The sequence below is a fragment of the Knoellia altitudinis genome, from assembly GCF_042666355.1.
Taxonomy (GTDB): Bacteria; Actinomycetota; Actinomycetes; order Actinomycetales; family Dermatophilaceae; genus Knoellia; species Knoellia altitudinis.
The window spans coordinates 1,930,030-1,947,441 of the sequence record NZ_JBHTDK010000001.1 but is presented as its reverse complement, the minus strand read 5'-3'; the positions used below and the strand labels follow the sequence as shown (position 1 = coordinate 1,947,441).

18 protein-coding genes are annotated in these 17,412 nt (G+C 70.9%); 9 read left to right on the top strand and 9 right to left on the bottom strand.

From position 1 onward, the window contains the following. Nucleotides 1–125 precede the first annotated feature (125 nt). Complete coding sequence (locus tag ACFQW8_RS09175; protein ID WP_380086716.1) at nt 126–1,763, top strand: ABC-F family ATP-binding cassette domain-containing protein; 1,638 nt, start codon at nt 126–128, stop codon at nt 1,761–1,763. On the opposite strand, the gene ACFQW8_RS09170 is transcribed toward ACFQW8_RS09175, so the two are convergent. The 3 genes from ACFQW8_RS09170 to ACFQW8_RS09160 all read right to left on the bottom strand — a co-directional run bounded on the left by ACFQW8_RS09170 (nt 1,750) and on the right by ACFQW8_RS09160 (nt 4,605). After that, nucleotides 1,750–3,009 carry a cupin domain-containing protein gene (locus ACFQW8_RS09170; protein ID WP_380086714.1) on the bottom strand — a complete coding sequence of 420 codons (1,260 nt, stop codon included), beginning with the start codon at nt 3,007–3,009 and terminating at the stop codon, nt 1,750–1,752. The genes ACFQW8_RS09175 and ACFQW8_RS09170 overlap by 14 nt on opposite strands. Next, on the bottom strand, nt 3,006–3,269 hold the full coding sequence (locus tag ACFQW8_RS09165) for a BatC protein (RefSeq protein WP_380086713.1): 264 nt from the start codon (nt 3,267–3,269) through the stop codon (nt 3,006–3,008). Before ACFQW8_RS09165 ends, ACFQW8_RS09170 begins: the two co-directional genes overlap by 4 nt. A gap of 103 nt (nt 3,270–3,372) precedes the next feature. Then, entirely contained in the window at nt 3,373–4,605 is a 1,233-nt protein-coding gene (locus tag ACFQW8_RS09160) for a glucose-1-phosphate adenylyltransferase family protein (protein WP_380086710.1), read from the bottom strand. A gap of 67 nt (nt 4,606–4,672) precedes the next feature. Between ACFQW8_RS09160 and ACFQW8_RS09155 the strand changes: the two genes are divergently transcribed. The 5 genes from ACFQW8_RS09155 to ACFQW8_RS09135 all read left to right on the top strand — a co-directional run bounded on the left by ACFQW8_RS09155 (nt 4,673) and on the right by ACFQW8_RS09135 (nt 8,786). Further along, nucleotides 4,673–5,950: a saccharopine dehydrogenase family protein gene (locus ACFQW8_RS09155; RefSeq protein ID WP_380086708.1), complete on the top strand. Its 1,278-nt coding sequence runs from the start codon at nt 4,673–4,675 to the stop codon at nt 5,948–5,950. Then, nucleotides 5,947–6,438 (top strand): GNAT family N-acetyltransferase, encoded by a 492-nt coding sequence (locus ACFQW8_RS09150; RefSeq protein ID WP_380086706.1) that lies wholly within the window; start codon nt 5,947–5,949, stop codon nt 6,436–6,438. Before ACFQW8_RS09155 ends, ACFQW8_RS09150 begins: the two co-directional genes overlap by 4 nt. Before the next feature lie 42 nt (nt 6,439–6,480). Next, on the top strand, nt 6,481–6,876 hold the full coding sequence (locus ACFQW8_RS09145; protein ID WP_380086705.1) for a MerR family transcriptional regulator: 396 nt from the start codon (nt 6,481–6,483) through the stop codon (nt 6,874–6,876). Nucleotides 6,877–6,934: 58 nt separating this feature from the next. Beyond that, complete coding sequence (locus ACFQW8_RS09140; RefSeq protein ID WP_380086703.1) at nt 6,935–7,963, top strand: aldo/keto reductase; 1,029 nt, start codon at nt 6,935–6,937, stop codon at nt 7,961–7,963. 112 nt (nt 7,964–8,075) lie between these two features. Further along, nucleotides 8,076–8,786 carry a class I SAM-dependent methyltransferase gene (locus ACFQW8_RS09135; RefSeq protein ID WP_380086701.1) on the top strand — a complete coding sequence of 237 codons (711 nt, stop codon included), beginning with the start codon at nt 8,076–8,078 and terminating at the stop codon, nt 8,784–8,786. Here ACFQW8_RS09135 and ACFQW8_RS09130 read toward each other — a convergent pair. The 6 genes from ACFQW8_RS09130 to ACFQW8_RS09105 are packed head-to-tail and all read right to left on the bottom strand — an operon-like array spanning nt 8,750 to nt 15,557. After that, nucleotides 8,750–9,505 (bottom strand): SDR family oxidoreductase, encoded by a 756-nt coding sequence (locus ACFQW8_RS09130; protein WP_380086700.1) that lies wholly within the window; start codon nt 9,503–9,505, stop codon nt 8,750–8,752. The genes ACFQW8_RS09135 and ACFQW8_RS09130 overlap by 37 nt on opposite strands. A gap of 14 nt (nt 9,506–9,519) precedes the next feature. Then, on the bottom strand, nt 9,520–10,209 hold the full coding sequence (locus ACFQW8_RS09125) for a histidine phosphatase family protein (protein ID WP_380086699.1): 690 nt from the start codon (nt 10,207–10,209) through the stop codon (nt 9,520–9,522). Between the two features lie 18 nt (nt 10,210–10,227). Further along, the gene (locus ACFQW8_RS09120) at nt 10,228–11,325 is read right to left on the bottom strand and encodes a phosphotransferase family protein (RefSeq protein ID WP_380086698.1); all 1,098 of its coding nucleotides are present in this window, start codon (nt 11,323–11,325) and stop codon (nt 10,228–10,230) included. Between the two features lie 2 nt (nt 11,326–11,327). Further along, nucleotides 11,328–12,110 carry an SDR family NAD(P)-dependent oxidoreductase gene (locus ACFQW8_RS09115; protein ID WP_380086697.1) on the bottom strand — a complete coding sequence of 261 codons (783 nt, stop codon included), beginning with the start codon at nt 12,108–12,110 and terminating at the stop codon, nt 11,328–11,330. Next, a complete protein-coding gene (locus ACFQW8_RS09110) occupies nt 12,107–13,375 on the bottom strand; it encodes an acyl-CoA dehydrogenase family protein (RefSeq protein WP_380086695.1) in 1,269 nt (422 codons plus the stop codon). Before ACFQW8_RS09110 ends, ACFQW8_RS09115 begins: the two co-directional genes overlap by 4 nt. Nucleotides 13,376–13,400: 25 nt before the next feature. Further along, nucleotides 13,401–15,557, bottom strand: coding sequence for a molybdopterin-dependent oxidoreductase (locus ACFQW8_RS09105; protein ID WP_380086694.1), 2,157 nt, complete (start codon nt 15,555–15,557; stop codon nt 13,401–13,403). 408 nt (nt 15,558–15,965) lie between these two features. Between ACFQW8_RS09105 and ACFQW8_RS09100 the strand changes: the two genes are divergently transcribed. The 3 genes from ACFQW8_RS09100 to ACFQW8_RS09090 all read left to right on the top strand — a co-directional run bounded on the left by ACFQW8_RS09100 (nt 15,966) and on the right by ACFQW8_RS09090 (nt 17,373). Continuing rightward, complete coding sequence (locus ACFQW8_RS09100) at nt 15,966–16,514, top strand: ABC transporter substrate-binding protein (RefSeq protein WP_380086693.1); 549 nt, start codon at nt 15,966–15,968, stop codon at nt 16,512–16,514. Between the two features lie 104 nt (nt 16,515–16,618). Further along, complete coding sequence (locus tag ACFQW8_RS09095) at nt 16,619–17,065, top strand: hypothetical protein (protein ID WP_380086692.1); 447 nt, start codon at nt 16,619–16,621, stop codon at nt 17,063–17,065. A 122-nt stretch (nt 17,066–17,187) separates the two neighbouring features. Next, on the top strand, nt 17,188–17,373 hold the full coding sequence (locus tag ACFQW8_RS09090) for a hypothetical protein (RefSeq protein ID WP_380086691.1): 186 nt from the start codon (nt 17,188–17,190) through the stop codon (nt 17,371–17,373). The last annotated feature ends 39 nt before the right edge of the window (nt 17,374–17,412 follow it).

Here is a 17,412-nt window from a genome sequence, read left to right as displayed (position 1 = left end):
TCCACCCGCGCAGAGCGTGGCCAGCCGCGCCACCATGCCTACACGGCTGACCACGTCGAGCGCGGTTCGCACCGACGTGCATATCGAGGTCCGGGTCCACGGTCCCGTGCACCTAGGCTGAGCGAGTGAGTGCAACCCTCGTGGCGAAGGACCTGTCCGGAGGGCACGCCCACCGGACCCTCTTCGAGCACCTCGACCTCACAGTGGCGCCCGGCGACGTCGTCGGGGTCGTCGGCGCCAACGGGGCCGGCAAGACCACGTTGTTGCGGCTCCTCGCCGGGGAGGCCACACCCTTGGCCGGCAGCGTCGCCACGGCCCCTGCCGATGCTTTCGTCGGCTGGCTCCCCCAGGAGCACGAGCGCCTCGCCGGCGAGACGGTGACCGACTACATCTCCCGCCGCACCGGTGCCACCGACGCGACCGAGGCGATGGAGCTGGCGGCGGCCGCCCTGGGCAGCGACGACCCGGACGCAGACGACGTGTATGCCGTTTCGCTCGACCGTTGGCTCGCCAGCGGTGCCCCCGATCTCGAGGAGCGCATCCCGGCGATGCTCGGCGAGCTCGGCCTCGACGTCGGTCGCGACGCCCTCATGACCTCGCTCTCGGGCGGGCAGGCCGCCCGCGCGGCGCTGGCGGCCCTGCTGCTCAGCCGGTTCGACATCGTCCTGCTCGACGAGCCGACCAACGACCTCGACCTCGCCGGGCTCGCCCGCCTCGAGGCGTTCGTGACCGGGCTGCGAGGCGGGGTCGTCCTCGTCTCGCACGACCGTGAGTTCCTGGCCCGCTGCGTGACCCGCATCGTCGAGCTCGACCTCGCGCAGAACTCCGTCTCCGTCCACGACGGTGGCTACGAGTCCTGGCTCGAGGAGCGCGAGGTCGCCCGCCGCCATGCCCGCGAGGCCTACGAGGAGTTCGCCGGCACCAAGGCCGACCTCGAGTCGCGAGCGCGCACCCAGCGGGAGTGGAGCAGCAAGGGCGTGCGCAACGCGATGAGGAAGAGCCCCGACAACGACAAGATCCGGCGGGCCGCCAGCATCGACTCCGCCGAGAAGCAGGCCCGCAAGGTGCGCCAGATGGAGTCACGCATCGCGCGGCTCGACGAGGTCGAGGAGCCACGCAAGGAGTGGGTCCTGCAGTTCTCCATCGGAGAGGCGCCACGCTCGAGCTCGGTCGTCGCCACCCTCAACGAGGCGAGCGTGGACCGCGGTGACTTCACCCTCGGACCCGTCTCGCTGCAGGTCGACGCGGGCGACCGCATCGGCATCACCGGGCCCAACGGCGCCGGCAAGACCACGCTCCTGGGCCTCCTCCTCGGCCGCCTCAGCCCGGACCGGGGCAGCGCCAGCCTCGGCGCCAGCGTCGCCGTCGGTGAGATCGACCAGGCCCGCACCGGCCTGCGGGACGACCTGGCCCTCGCCGACGCCTTCGGTGAGGCGGTGCCCGACCTCGTCCCCGCCGAGCGTCGCACCCTGCTCGCCAAGTTCGGCCTGCGCGCCGACCAGGTGACGAGCCCGGTGTCGCGACTCTCACCCGGAGAGCGGACGCGGGCGGCCATGGCCCTCCTGCAGGCGCGCGGCGTCAACCTCCTGGTCCTCGACGAACCCACCAACCACCTCGACCTGCCCGCCATCGAGCAGCTCGAGGAGGCGCTGGCCTCCTATGACGGCGCACTGCTCCTCGTCTCGCACGACCGCCGGCTCCTCGAGAACGTCGCCCTCGACCAGCGGTGGGAGGTCGACGCCGGTCAGGTCAAGCGTCGCTGACGTCCACGGGGACGAGGAGGCCGGCGAGCGCGAGGCGTCGCGTGAGCTCGATGTCCAGGGACCTCGGATCCTGTATGCCGTCCAGCACGTCCGTGACCGCGTCCCGTTCGTCAGCGGTCACCTTCAGTCGACCCACGCGGCTGACGTGCACGGCGCCCTCACCGTCGTGCTCCCAGTGACCGGCGAGACCACCGCGCAGGCGCCAGGTCGTCTCGCCGTCGCCGGCGCGCTCGGCCTGATTGAGGACCCTGAGTGGTTCGGCGCGCCGGGCCGCACGGACCTTGGGCCGGAGCGCGTCGACGAGCTCGTCCACGCCGACGTCCTGCAGCGCCTTGGCCACGAGTGACCGGACGACCTCGGCGTCGTCGCCGAACGCCACCTCCGAGGACTGGTTGCCGCCCGGCGTCAGGGGCAGGGACCGCCGGGCTTCGACATCCTGCGCGAGGCGGGATCCGACCCGCTCCAGCAGCGCATCCACGAGGTGGCGGCGAGTCCATGCGTGCACCCCGATGGTCAGGTGGATGCTCGTCCCGCCGAGGGCCGTCGCGGAGTGGAGGTAGCCGCGCGGGAGGTAGAGGCAGTCGCCCGGGCTCAGGGTCTCCTCGAGGAGCGGCTCGGTGGTGGTGGCCTTCTCGACGGCGGCTCGGTGCTGCTCCCACGGTTGGTCACGCAGGGGCGCCTCGAGGACAGGGGGTCGGATGCGCCACTGCTTCTCGCCGGCGATCTGCAGGACGAAGACGTCGTGGACGTCGTAGTGGTCGGAGAAGCCCTGGTTCTGCGGTGGGGTGACATAGGCGTTGACCTGCACCGGGTGCCCGAGGTCGTCGGACAGGGCAGCGGCGAAGGACTGGATCGGTGCCCACGTCCGGTGCAGTGCCTGGAGCACCAGCGTTGCGCCGGAGGCGAACTCACGCAGGATGCGGTCCTCGCTCAGCTGATCCGCGATGCCGGCGCCGACGCCGCCACCGAGCGTGAGCCGGCTGGCGGGCAACGTGGCCCCGTCACGCGCCATCCGGGCAAAGGGGGTGCGTAGCCCGCGGCCAGCCACGAGCTCGTCGACCGCGTCGGCGCCGAAGAGGTCGGAGAAGTCACGACGGAGCTCGGCGGCGCGGGTCAGCAGCGGAGATCGGGACCAGGCACGGGACGCGAAGTCTGCGGGCGGCATACCGACAAGTCGCGCCAGCGCAGGAGAACCCGCGGTCGAGACGACAGTCTCGGACCGCGGGTTCTCGGGCGGTTCGGTCACTCGGAGCCGTCGGCCCCACCGTCGGCGCCGCCATCGTGCTCGCCGGGGACGGCCGACTGGTCCGCGCCGCTGTCGGCCGGGCCCTCCGCGTCGTCCGCGCCGCCGTCGGCGCCGCCGTCCTGCTCGTCAGGCGCGCCGCTCTCGCCCGCGCCGCTGTCTGCGGGGCCTTCGGTCTCGAGTCCCGAGGTGCCGGCGGGCGCCTGGCCGAGGTCGGAGAGGTTCTCGTCGGGAGTGGTGCCACTGGTCGGGTTCTGCGTCATCGCGTACCTCCATGTGTGGGCCGGCGCCTGGTTCGGTGCCGGTTCGTTCTGTCTACCTGCTCGACGGCCGTCGCCGCTACCCACCAAGGGGTGCTTTCGCGCGTCAGGCGGTCGAACCCGGCTCGAGCCGGGCTCCCGGTGGGACGACGACGCCACGACCGACCCGACTGTCCCGGCCGACGAGGACGAGACGGTCGTCGCCGATGCGGGTGCCGGGAGGGGTCTCGCCGACCCGGGCACCGCGTGCGATCGTGCACGCCGAGTCCACGATGGCACCGCGCACCTCGGCCCCCGCCTCGATGGTCGTCTGGGCGAACACGACGGAGTCCTCGACGACGGCGCCCTTGGCGACCCGCACCCCCGGGCCCAGGACGCTGCGCACCACGGTGCCCGCGACGTCGGCGCCGGCACTGATGACCGAGCCGTTCACCGTGGCATCCCGATGGATCATCGCCGACGGGAGCTCGGGCCAGCGCGTGAGGATCGGTCGCTCCGGGTCGTCGAACACGTCGACTCGACCTGCGAGCAGGTCACGGTGTGCCGCGACGTACTCGCTCGGCGTGCCGAGGTCGCGCCAGTAGCCGGACAGTTCGAAGGCATGCACGTCGCCCCCGTCGACCAGCCGCGGGATGAGGTGCTCCCCGAAGTCGCCGACGCCGGAGTCCTCGCCATCGGCCGCGTTGACCCGCTCGGCCCTGAGGTCCTCCAGCGCGCTCGAGAGCCGGGCGGGGTCGTAGGCGAAGATCTCGGCCGCGACCGTCGTGGTCGCGGGGTTCTCCGGCTTGTAGTCGAAGGTCTTGACCAGACCGTCACGGTCCACCTCCACCACTCCCTTGTCGGCTGCCTGGGAGCGCATGACCTCGGCAGTGACGATCGTGCACGACGAGCCTCGGTCGAGGTGCTGGTCGACGACGTCGCGCAGGTCGACCGAGCACACGGAGTCGGCGCTGAGGACGAGCACGACGTCGGCACCGAAGTCGCGGATCGCGTCGAGGTTGCGATAGAGGTCGTCACCGTTGCCCTCACTGAAGCCATCCTGGGAGGCCGCGCCACTCCCCTCCTCGGGGGGCAGCCACTGCAACCCACCACGGGTGCGGTCGAGGTCCCAGGGCCGGCCGTTCGCGACGTGCTTGTGCAGGCTCGTGGCCTGGAACTGCACGGACACCCACACGTCGGTGACCGCACTGTGCGCCAGCGACGACAGGGCGAAGTCGACGAGCTGGTACTGCCCGGCATACGGCAGGGCAGGCTTGGCCCGCTCGCGGGTGAGGACGTCCATGCGTGAGCCCTTGCCGCCCGCCTGGACGATCGCCAGCACCTTCGGTCTTCTCGCCATGCACCCACTGTGCCGCACGCCTCGCACCCGTCGTCCGGCGGCGTCAGGGATCGCCTAGATTTCGGGGATGAGCACCTCGCGTGAGTTCGACCTCGTCCTCGTCGGCGCCACCGGTTTCGTCGGCCGGTTGACCGCAGCCCACCTCGCGGAGCACGCGCCCGAGACGGTGCGCATCGCCCTGGCGGGCCGGTCGGAGTCACGCCTCGCGGACGTGCGTGCATCCCTGCCCGGCGCGGCAGCGGACTGGCCGCTCCTTGTGGTCGACACGACCGACGCTGCGGCCGTGGTCGACCTGGCCGGTCGCACGCGCGTCGTCGTCACCACCGTGGGTCCCTACGCAAAGCTGGGTATGCCGCTCGCTTCCGCGTGCGCTGCGGCGGGCACCCACTACGCGGACCTCACCGGCGAGGTCCTCTTCGTGCGTGACAGCATCGACGCCAACCACCGCGAGGCCGAGCGGACCGGGGCCAAGATCGTGCACTCCTGCGGCTTCGACTCGATCCCGTCGGACCTCGGGGTGTGGCGGACCGCGCAGCAGGTGGCTGCTGACGGCGAAGGCACCCTCGGCGAGACCGTGCTGCACGTGCGCACGCTGCGCGGCGGCATCAGCGGCGGGACGATCGACTCGATGCGCCAGCAGGCCATCGAGTCCGGCGCCGACAAGGCCCGCCGCCGTGCGGTCACCGACCCCTACGGCCTGAGCCCCGACCGCGAGGCCGAGCCGCCGTCGCGCAACCGCCCCACGGGGCCCAGGCCCACCGGCGTCTCTGGTGCCCTCGACAAGGTGCAGGCCGCCGCGGGGACCCGCTTCGACGAGGTCACCGGGCGCTGGGTCGCCCCCTTCTTCATGGCGTCGTTCAACACCCGGATCGTGCGTCGCAGCAACGCCTTGAGTGACTGGTCCTACGGTCGCGAGTTCCGCTACGACGAGGTCATGGACACCGGGCGCGGGCCACTCGGCGCGGTCAAGGCCGGGCTCACCTCGGCCGTCCTCGGCGGGCTCTTCGCCGGGATGTCCACGGCTCCCACCCGGTCGGTGCTCGACCGCGTCCTGCCCAAGCCCGGCGAGGGGCCGTCGGACGAGACGATGGCCAAGGGCCGTTTCGTCATGGACGTCGAGACGACCACGACGACAGGTGCGCGATACCGCACGCGGGTGGCGGCGGCATACGACCCGGGTTATTCGGGCACGGCCGTCATGCTCGGCCAAGCGGGTCTGTCGCTGGTCGAGGACGAGCTGGGTTCTCGTGGCGGCGTGCTCACACCGTCGGTGGCCCTGGGCGACGCACTGGTCTCCCGGCTGGAGGGCTTCGACTTCGAGTTCACGACGAGCCGCCGCCCATGATGATCCGGGAGATCACCGAGGCGGACTGGGTCGACTTCTTCCCGACCTTCACGGAGGTGGTCGACGCGGGCGAGACCTATGCCTACCCCGTCGGGCTGACGATCGACGAGGCCCGCGGCTGGTGGGTGGAGTCGCCGCCCGGCGTGACCGTGGTCGTGGTCGACGAGGCGTCGGGCGCCGTGCTGGGATCCGCCAAGACCGGGCCCAACCGACCGGGTCGTGGGTCGCACGTCGCCACCGCGTCGTTCATGGTGTCGTCGGCCGCGCGTGGTGAGGGGGTCGGGCGGGCGCTGGGCGAGTGGGTCCTTGCGTGGGCCCGCGAGCAGGGCTACGCCGCCATGCAGTTCAACGCCGTCGTCGAGACCAACGTCGCCGCCGTGGCTCTCTGGCAGGACCTGGGGTTCAGGATCGTCGGGACCGTGCCCGAGGCGTTCGAGAGCCGTGCCCACGGACGCGTGGGTCTGCACGTCATGCACCAGCACCTCTGAGCGCCTTGACTTCGAGTGTACTCGAAGGTCGAGGATGGACGAGTGAGCACCATCGCCCCACCCGTCGGACTGACGATCGCCGAGGCCGCTGAGCAGACCGGCCTCACCGCACACACGTTGCGCTACTACGAGCGCGACGGCCTGATGCTGCGCGAGGTTCCGCGCTCGAGCTCGGGGCATCGGGTCTACGGCGAGGCGGACCTGCGGTGGGTGACGATGCTGACCCGACTTCGGGCCACCGGCATGCCGATTCGCGAGGTGAAGCAGTACGCCGCGCTGTGCCAGGCCGGGACCGGCAACGAGGCCCAGCGGCTCGACCTGCTCAAGGCTCACCGCGCCCGGGTCCTCACCCAGCTGGCCGAGGTGACCGAGCACCTGGGTGCGATCGACAACAAGATCGGCATCTACCGGTCCAAGGTGGAGGTCGACGCGGAGTAGTCCTGCCGCTCGAGCGGCTCTTGACTTCGAGCGCGCTCGAAGCCGTTGACTCGATGTCATGACATCGAACGACGCGACCACGCACCCCGCCACCCTTCCTTCTCGCACCCTGGGCACCGGCCCGGCTGCCCTCTCCGTCTCCGCGCTCGGCCTGGGCTGCATGGGCATGTCCGAGTTCTACGGCACCGGCGACGAAGCCACCGGCATCGCGACCATCCACCGCGCCCTCGACCTCGGCGTGACCTTCCTCGACACCGCCGACATGTACGGCCCCTTCACCAACGAGCGCCTCGTCGGCAAGGCCATCGCCGGGCGCCGGGACGAGGTCGTCCTCGCCACGAAGTTCGGCAACGAGCGGACGGAGGACGGCACCAGCCTCGGCGTCAACGGCCGCCCCGACTACGTGCACCGCGCCGCCGACGCCTCGCTCCAGCGCCTCGGCGTCGACCACCTCGACCTCTACTACCAGCACCGGGTCGACAAGGACGTCCCGATCGAGGAGACCGTCGGCGCCATGGCCGAGCTGGTGGCCGCGGGCAAGGTCCGCCACCTCGGCCTCTCGGAGGCCTCGTCCGACACCATCCGCCGGGCCCATGCCGTCCACCCGATCACGGCCCTGCAGACGGAGTACTCGCTCTTCACCCGCGACATCGAGGACGACATCCTGCCCACGATCCGCGAGCTCGGCATCGGGCTGGTCCCCTACTCACCCCTGGGTCGCGGCATCCTCACGGGTGCGATCACGGCCGAAGCGGATCTCGACCCGAACGACTCGCGACGCACGGCATACTTCCCGCGTTTTCAGGGCGAGGCCCTGGACGCCAACCTCGCCCTCGTCGCCAAGGTGCGCGAGATCGCCGAGGAGAAGGGTGCGACCGCTGGTCAGCTCGCGCTGGCGTGGGTGCTGGCGCAGGGCTCGGACATCGCCCCGATCCCCGGCACCAAGCGCATCACCTACCTCGAGGAGAACGTCGGGGCCGCGGCCATCGAGCTCAGCGACGCCGACCTCGACGCGCTCGCGACGGCCGTGCCGCGCGATGCCGTGGTCGGCGCCCGATACGGCGACATGTCGACGATCGACGCCTGAGCCCCGGCGGGGGATCGCTCGATGCGCTGAAACCCGCGCGGTTCGCGACAACGTCGGCGAATCGTGCGGGTTTCAGCGATGTGCGTGCGGGACCCAGTGGGAGCATCGGGGCGTGCCACCACTCTTCGACGACCTCGGTCAGCCCGGCGTGCAGCGTGCCTACGACACGGTGGCCGGCACCTACGCGGACTACTTCCCCGACACCCGGGCCGAGTCACCGCTGGAGCTTGCTGTGGTCGATGCCTTCGCCGCCGCAGTCACGGCCGAGACGGGCGCTCGAGTGCTGGATGCCGGCTGTGGCGCCGGCAGGATGAGCCGCTACCTCGCCGACCGCGGCTGTGCCGTGCAGGGCGTGGACCTCTCGCGCGGAATGGTCGACATGGCTCGTCGCGACCACCCTGACCTCGAGTTCTCGGTGGCCTCTCTCACCGAGCTGCCGTTCCCCGACGACACATTCGCCGGTGTCATGGTCTGGTACTCCGCGATCCACACCCCACCGGAGGGTCAGCCACTGATCTTCGCGGAGGTGGCACGGGTGCTCCGGCCCGGCGGCCACTTCCTCATCGGGCTGCAGGCGGGCGAAGGCACCCGAGACGTCTCGGCGGCATACGCGAGGTTCGGTCACGACGTCGAGCTCGAGCGTCACCTCTACACGGCCGACGACGTCGCCAGCCTCGCCGCCGACGTCGGGCTCGCCGAGGTCGCCCGCCTGGTCCGGCGCCCACGCGAGTCGGAGCGCGACGACCAGGCCGCGCTGCTGATGAGGTCGGGGCTCGCTGTCGGCGCTCAACCGAGCCTGCGGACGACCCCCAGCGGCAGGTGACGCATCGCGGTGCCGAGCGGCTTCCACGGCCAGGCCGGGACGCGGGCGGTGTCGACACCCTTCTCGATCGCCTCGACGATGCCGCGCACTCCCGTCTCGGTGTCGACCATGAACCTCGTCTGCTGCTCGACCTTCTCGTTCATCTCGGAGCGGATGTAGCCCGGGAAGATCGTCGTCACCGTGATGTCGAGGTCGGGCTTGCCGAGCATCTCGGAGCGGATGCCCTCGGCCAGCGCGGCGACACCGGCCTTGGACGCGGCATACGACGTCATGGTCCTGGGCATGCCCCGCATGGCCGACATGGACGAGACGACGACGAGGTGGCCGTGCTTCCTGGCCCGGAAGATCTCCATCGCCGCCTCGCACTGGGCCAGCGCGCCGATGAAGTTGGTCATCGCCGTGGCCCGGTTCGCCGCGTAGCCCCCGGCACCGATCGGCGCCCCCTTGCCGAGGCCCGCGTTGACGACGACCCGCTCCACTCCACCCAGCTCGACGTCGAACTCGTGGAAGACCCGGAAGACCGCATCGTCGTCGGTGACGTCGAGCGCCTTGACCGCGACCCTCCGCTCCGGGTGGGCGGCCGTGATCTCACCGGCGAGCTCGTCAAGCCGCTCGGTGCGGCGGGCACACAGCGCCAGGTCGTGGCCGGCGGCCGCGAGCTGCCGGGCCAGCTCGGCGCCGATGCCGGAGCTGGCGCCGGTGATGAGGGTGGTGGTCATGAGCAGGGTTCTCCTCAGCGGGTGGTGAGCAGGTCAGGGGTGTGTTCGAGGTGCGAGGTGTCATTGAAGGTGCGCAGGACTGGTCCGCCGGCGCCGATCGACACGGTCGTGAGCGAGGCGTTGGCGATGACGCGCTGCATGGACGTCCAGACCGGCGCTCCCCCACCGAGCAGTGATGCCGCCACCCACGAGATGGCTCCGGCCGAGCTGACGACGACCGCGGTCTCGCCGCGTCCGAGGTTCTCCACCACGGGCGTCAGGCCCGACAGCACGCGCGCGCCGAAGGTGGCGAACGGTTCGTCGTAGTCGGCAGCGTGCTCGCCGGCGACCCAGCGTTCGGTCGCCACGGCATACATCTCGTCGAAGGCCTTGCGGGGACGCATCGTGCGCGCGAGGTCGGCCTTCATGACGGTCATCGACCGATAGGCGGGCTTGTATGCCGTGAGGATCGCAGCGTGCGCGTACTCGTCCCATGCGTTGTCCGTCACGGGTTCGAGCGGCCACCCGGCCGCGGCGACGAGGCCGGCGGCCGTGTCGCGCTGACGCCGCATCGAACCGCTGACGACGGTCGTGGGCGTGATGCCGCGCTCGGTGAGCGCCGCACCCACGACGCGGGCCTGCTCGTAACCGAGGTCGGACAGCTTGTCGTAGTCCTTCTTGCCCCACGACGCCTGACCGTGGCGGACGAGGATGATCCGGCTCATCGACGGCTCATCGACAGCTCATCGACGGCCGGCGCGACGCGTCGCCCGCCGGTGCCCGCGGAGCAGCACCCGGCAGCGCAGGTCGAGATAGAGCACGAACCAGCGCATCCGCTTGGCCCGTGGGTTCGTCGTCTCGCCGCGATAGGTGCGCAGGTAGATCTGCTGGGCGATGACGGCGAGGCGGAACAGCCCGAAGACCTCGTAGAACGCCCACCGCTCGGCGTCCATGGGGATGCCCATCCGGTCGCAGTAGTAGCGGACCGCCTCGATGCGGGTCAGCATCCCCGGGGTGTGAGTGGGCTGGAGGCGCAGCGCCCTCGCGACCGGGTCGTCGCTCGCCTGCACCCAGTAGGCCATCGCCCCACCGAGGTCCATGAGCGGGTCACCGACCGTCGCCATCTCCCAGTCGAGGACACCGACGACGCGAGTCGGGTCGTCCTGCGCGAGGACGAGGTTGTCGAAACGGAAGTCGTTGTGGATGAGGACCTGGCCGCAGTCGTCGGGCCGGTTGGCCTCGAGCCACCCCATGACGCCTTCGAACGAGCCGACGTCGGGGGTGCGCGCCTTGCGGTAGCGCGCCGACCAGCCCGTGACCTGGCGTTCGACGTAGCCGTCGCCCCTGCTGAGGGCCTCGAGTCCCGCTGCCGCGAGGTCGACGCGGTGCAGGTCCACCAGGGTGTCAAGAGCGTTGCGGCACAGTCGGTTCACGTCGTCAGGCGAGAGTCCGAGCGAGGACGGCACGTCCCGCCTCAGGATCGTCCCGACGAGTCGCTCCATGACATAGAACTCGGAGCCGATGACCGCCTCGTCACCGCAGTAGGCCACGATCTCCGGCACCCGGTCATAGACGTGGCCGAGCGAGGACTGGATGTCACTCTCGCGGCGCATGTCGTGGGCACCCTTGGCCTTGGTGCCACCGGGCGGGCGTCGCAGGATGAGGTCGCGCGTGGGATAGCGGAGCAGGTAGGTGAGGTTGGAGGCCCCACCGGTGAACTGCCGCACCTCCGGTGTCGCGTCGAGACCGGACGTCTCGGGCGCGTTCGCGCGCAGCCAGGCCGCGAGCGCCTCGACGTCGAACGCGTCCTCGTCACGGACGGCGGCAGCGGACTCGGCCATCGTCACGCCTTGCGCTGCAGTCGCTCAGCGGCCTTGCCGGCCATCTTGTTGTATGCCGGTCGCGCCAGTCGCTTGGTCCAGTAGGCCTGCCGCCCGAGCCGGTCGGTGAGGATGATCCGCTTGTGCTTGTCGATGCCCTTCAGCACGATCCGGGCGACCTCGTCGGCGGTCATGTCGGCCTTGGTGATGAGCCTGACGGCGGTCGCCTCCATCTCGGTGTCCTTGCCCTGGAGCGACTCGTGCAGGTTGGTCCTGAAGAAGGCGGGGCAGATGGCGGAGACGTGGATGCCCCAGGGAGCGAGCTCGAAGCCGAGTGTCTCGGAGAGGGCGACGACGCCGGCCTTGGCGGCGTTGTAGGACGACATGCCGGGGCCGTGGACGAGCCCGGCGAGCGACGCGGTGTTGACGATGTGCCCGGACTTCTGGTCCTTGAACAGCGGCGTGAAGGTCTGGCAGCCGCGGACCACGCCGAGCAGGTTGATGTCGAGCACGCGCTCCCAGTCCGAGATCGACTCGACGTCGATGCGACCGCCCGTCGCGACGCCGGCGTTGTTGACGAGGATGTCGAGCCCGCCCCAGAGGTCACGGACGTGGGCGAGCACGGCGTCCCAGTCCTGCTGGCTGCGGACGTCGACGCGGAAGTAGTCGACCGCCTCGGGCACGGAGGCCGGCCTGGCATCGGCGAGGTCGACGACGAGGACCCGGTCGCCACGGCCGACGAACGCCTTGGCCAGCGCGAGGCCGAGGCCAGAGGCCCCGCCGGTGATGAGGACACGACGGCTCATGAGCGGCTCGCCTTCTCGGCGTAGGGGTGGAGCAGGATGCGGGCGATGACGCCGAGGTGGACCTCGTCCGGACCGTCGGCCAGACGCAGCGAGCGGGCGTTGGAGTAGGCCGCCGACAGCGGGAAGTCCTCGGACATCCCCGCACCGCCGTGGATCTGGATCGCCATGTCGATGACGTCGCAGGCCATCTGCGGGACGGCGACCTTGATCTCGCTGACCTCGCTGAGGGCACCCACCGAACCCTCTCGGTCCAGCTTCCACGCAGCGTGGTGCACGAGCAGCCGGGCCTGGTTGATGGCGATGCGCGCGTGGGCCAGCCGCTCACGGTTGCCGCCGAGGTTGGCGATCGGCTTGCCGAAGGCGACCCGGGTCGTGGCCCGCTCGCACGCGAGCTCCAGCGCGCGCTCCGCGAGCCCGATGAGGCGCATGCAGTGGTGCACCCGTCCGGGTCCCAGTCGCCCCTGGGCGATCTCGAACGCACGCCCGGGCCCGGCGATGATGTTGGTGGCGGGCAGGCGCACGTCGGTGAGCGAGACCTCGCCGTGCCCGATCGGCTCGTCGTGGTGACCGAGGGCCGACAGCATCCGCTCGACCTTGACACCCGGGTGGTCGAAGGGCACGAGGACCATCGAGTGCCGCGCGTGCCGTGACGCCCCGGGGTCGGTGACGCCCATGAAGATCGCGACCTTGCAGTCCGGGTTGCCGACGCCGGTCGACCACCACTTGCGACCGTTGAGGACGACCTCGTCGCCGTCGAGCACGGCGCTGGCCTCCATGTTGGTCGCGTCGGACGAGGCCACCCCCGGCTCGGTCATGAGGAAGGCACTGCGGATCCGACCGTCGAGAAGCGGCTCGAGCCACTGCGCCTTCTGCTCGTCGGTGCCGTACTTGAGCAGCACCTCCATGTTGCCGGTGTCCGGCGCGTTGCAGTTGAAGATCAGCGGCGCCGAGAAGGAGCGGCCCATCGCCTCGGCGATGGGTGCATAGTCCGCGTTCGACAGTCCGGCACCGCCATCGGTACCGAACCGGGCGGCATACGGGCCCTCGTGTCCGGCAGGAAGGAAGAGGTTCCACAGCCCCTGCTCCCGCGCCCGGCCCTGGAGCTCCTTGAGCAACGGGTGGCCCGGCCACGGGTCCTCACCCGCCGCCCGTCGAGCCGCGACGTCGGCGGCGATGACCCGCTCGGCCGGCTCGATGTCGCTGTCGATGAAGTCCCTGACCCGCTGGGTCAGGTCGAGCGAGCGCTCCGACGATGAGAAGTCCATGGACCCAACCTAGGTGAGCGACCGCTTAGCCGGAAGAGGGTGGTCCTTCCGCGGGTGGCTGGGCGTTCACAGCGGGGGTGACGACGACGGGTATGCCGTTGAGCACCGCGTTGCCCGACACACCTTCGACGCGGGCCGGGTCGGTGAGGTCGTTCATCGTCACACCGGGGACCTCGACGGCGTTGCTCAGCCGCACCCCCGGTCGGCGGTGGCCGTAGCCGTGCGGCAGGGAGACGACGCCGGGCATGACCTCGTCGCTGGAGCGCACCTCCACCTGCAGCGACGAGACCTCGGAGGTGACCGTGACGAAGGCACCATCGGTGAGCCCGCGGGCGACGAGGTCGTCGGGGTGCATGAGCAGCTGGTGGCGCGGACGACCCCTGGTGAGGCGTGGCGAGTTGTGCATCCAGGAGTTGTTGTCGCGTTGGTGGCGACGCCCGATGAGCAGCAGGTCGTCGCTCCGGGCGGCCGCCCGGAGCTCGGGAACGCGGGCACGCAACGTTGCCAGGCCCGCGGTGAGGACCGGCGGGGTGAGCGAGATGCGGCCACCCTCGGTGCGCAGGCGCTCGGGCAGCCTCGGCTCGAGCGCACCGAGGTCGACCCCGCCCGGTGTCCGGGCGAGCCTGCGCACCGACAGTCCACGCCGGCTCGTGCGGAGCAGGACGTCGACCGCGACCCGGGGCGGGACCCGCAACCGGACCTGTTGCCGCACCGGCACCCTGCGACCCCGACGACGGGCGAGGGCGAACACGAGGTCCCGGGCGATCTCCCAGTCGTGCCGCTGGTCGGCACCGCGAGGGAAGAGCGCCGGGGACCAGCGAGCGGTGTTGCGCACTGCCAGCGTGTGGAAGACGAGGTCGTAGTGGTCCCGCTCCAGGGGCCCGGTCGGCGGCAGGATGACGTGGGCCTGCCGGGTGGTCTCGTTGATGTAGGGGTCGATTGCCACGACCGCCTCGAGCTCCGCGATCCTCTGCGCCAGCCGGGAACCCGCGGGCGTCGACGAGACCGGGTTCCCGGCGATGGTGATGAGCCCTCGGATCGCGGGGGTCGGCCCGGCCATCTCCTCCGCCAGGACCGACACGGGCAGCTCCCCGCCGAACTCGGGCAGGCCACGGACCGCGGACGACGTCCGCCCCCGGTGACCCCGGCCGATCAACCCACGCCCGACGATGTCGATGGCGGGGGTGGTGAACATCGTGCCTCCGGGTCGATCGAGGTTGCCGGTGATCACCATGAGGCACTGGATCGCCCACTGGCACAGGACCCCGAACTCCTGGGTCGACACCCCCATGCGTCCGTGCACCGCCGCCTCTCCCGCGGCCACGTCACGGGCCAGGGCACGGATCGCCGGTGCCCCGACACCGCTCACGGCCTCGGCCAGCTCGGGCGTGAAGTCCGCGACGGCGACACGGAGATCGTCGAGGTCGTCGACGTGAGCAGCGGGGCGGGCCAGCCCTTCGGCAAGGACGACGTGCACGAGAGCCAGCAGGACGGCTGCGTCGGTCCCCGGTCTGACGAAGTGGTGCTCGTCGGCGATGGCCGCGGTCTCCGTGCGGCGCGGGTCGAGGACGACGAGACGCCCGCCGCGAGATCGCAGCTTCCGCAGCCGGCCGGGAAAGTCGGGGACGGTCCACAGCGACCCGTTCGACGCCATCGGGTTCGTGCCGACGAGGACGAGCAGCCGGGTCCGGTCGATGTCCGGGACGGGCAGGAGGAACTGGTGGCCGTACATCGCCCAGGCCACGACGTGGTGCGGGAGCTGGTCGACGCTCGTCGCACTGAAGACGTGCTTGCTGCCGAGCGTGCGCGGGATGGCGGTGCCGTGGGTCAGTGCGCCGAGGCTGTGCACGTTGGGGTTGCCGAGGTAGGTCGCGACGGCGTCCCGGCCGTGCCGCTCCTGGACACCGTGGAGCAGGTCGGCCGCGAGCGCGATCGCCTCGGGCCAGTCGATCTCGACGAAGTCGTCCCCGACCCGTCTGACCGGTCGACGCAGCCGGTCGGGATCGGTGTGGAGGTCCTGCAGCGCGACACCCTTGGGGCAGATGTGCCCCTGCGACAGCGGGTCGTCGGCATGGCCCTTGATGCTGACGATCTCTGGGCCGCGCAGCTGCACCTCGAGCCCGCAGGACGCCTCACACAGGACGCAGGTGATGTGTCGCACCGTCGTCGCGTCAGTCGTCACCGGGACCGCCTGCCGTCACCATGTCGAGCTCCTTCTCACCGTCGCGCGGGTCCGGTGTCTCGCCGCTCCAGATCTGTTCGCCTCTCGGACTCACAGTAGGTGCCCTCGGGGGGAAACACACGGGTCATGGCGGGGTGGCAGAGCGCCTCGTGGGGCGGTCATCCGTGCTCCCGGGCGGCCTGACGCCTTGACCCGCGGTGCATGACGCGGGACATCGGACGTACTTCTCGGCATGGGGAGGTCGGTCCCGCGTGGCCGGTGGAGCGAGGAGGGCGAACGGGTCGGGAGCCCACGTCACGCGGGGGCGGGAACGCCGTCTTCATCACCGTGACGGGTGGACTGCAACCCACGCATCCGCCACGACGGAACCCCCAAGGTGCCCGACCGGGCCCCAACGAAGGAGCATTCATGTTGAAGTCCAAGATCATCGGAACCGGAACAGCCGTCCTGCTGGCAGGTGCCCTGGGCATGGTCCCCGGCGCAGCCTCCGCCAGTGCCGCATCGCACTCACCGGCCAAGGCCGTCGCCGCGGCCCAGCCGGCAGCCACCACGCTCCCGGTCACCGGAACCCTGCCCAACGGCACCGCGTTCAGCGGCGCCCTGAGCAACCTGACCACGTCCGTGGTGGGCGGCGTCGTCCAGCTCACGGGCACCGTCACCGGCACCGGGCTGCCGGCCGCCGGCACGACCTTCACCGCGCCGATCCAGGACCTCGTGGCCACCCAGGGATGCAAGATCCTCACCCTGGACCTCGGACCGCTCAACCTGGACCTGCTCGGCCTGGTCATCGACCTGGCGCCCGTCTCGCTGGACATCACCGCTGTGCCCGGCCCGGGCAACCTGCTCGGCAACCTCCTCTGCGCCGTGGCAGGCCTGTTCGACGGTCCGGGCGGGGCTCTCAATGGCATCGTCGCGCTGCTCAACCGGATCCTCTCCGGTCTCGGTCTCGGTCTCTGACCGAGGACACCCACCTGCCGGTGGCGCCCTGCTCTGGTCAGACCAGGGCGCCACCGGTGCTCCACCGAACGCCCCATCCCACCCCACCGCGCAGGAGGCCAGCGATGACTGTCATTGCCTTCCGTCCCCGACGCCCCGCCGTCGAGGTGGAGCCCGGTCAGGACGAGGGGAACCTCTTCACCGGGGTCTTCAGGTCACCGCGTGGACGGGCGGGGACGATGAAGGGACACCTGCGGCTGCAGCGGATCGTGATCGTCCCGAGAGGCGTCTTCGTGACAGGCGTCTTCACCGGTGAGCTGCGTGAGCCCGACGGCACCGTCATCGGGGTGGACAGCCGGCGTTGCACGGTCCCTGCAGACCTGCAGCGCGACGATGCCGGCCTCGAGGCGGTCATCCGGCCCATGCAGCTGGACCTCATGGGGATCCTCGTCGACGTCGTCCCCTTCGCCGTCGTTCCCTCCGTGCCGTTCCCACCGGCCCCCACGCGCATCGACCGTCGTCCCCGTCGCAGTCCCAACACTCGTCAGATGGGCCGGATCCAGCCGCGATGAAGGCTCTTGCCCTGCTGACACCCCTGCTCGTTCTCGCGGTCCTCCTCCTTCTCCAGCGGTTGGAGGCCTGGACAGAGCGGCCGGTGGCCAGCATCCGACGACCACCACGAAGGAACTTCTTGATGATCACGCCACCGACGCCGCACCCCGAGCACGCTCCGCAGGCCCCCCTCCTGCGTGACCCCCCGCCACCGCCGGGCTACGTCGAGCCGTTGGCCGGGAGCAGTGCCGAGGACACGTACGGAGATGCCGACCGGTCCCGGTACTCGCGTCCGCGTCAGGGCCTCAAGTCCACAGAGCACCGATGAGGCCGGTTCTGCCTGCGCCCTGAGGCTGCGGCCGCGGGG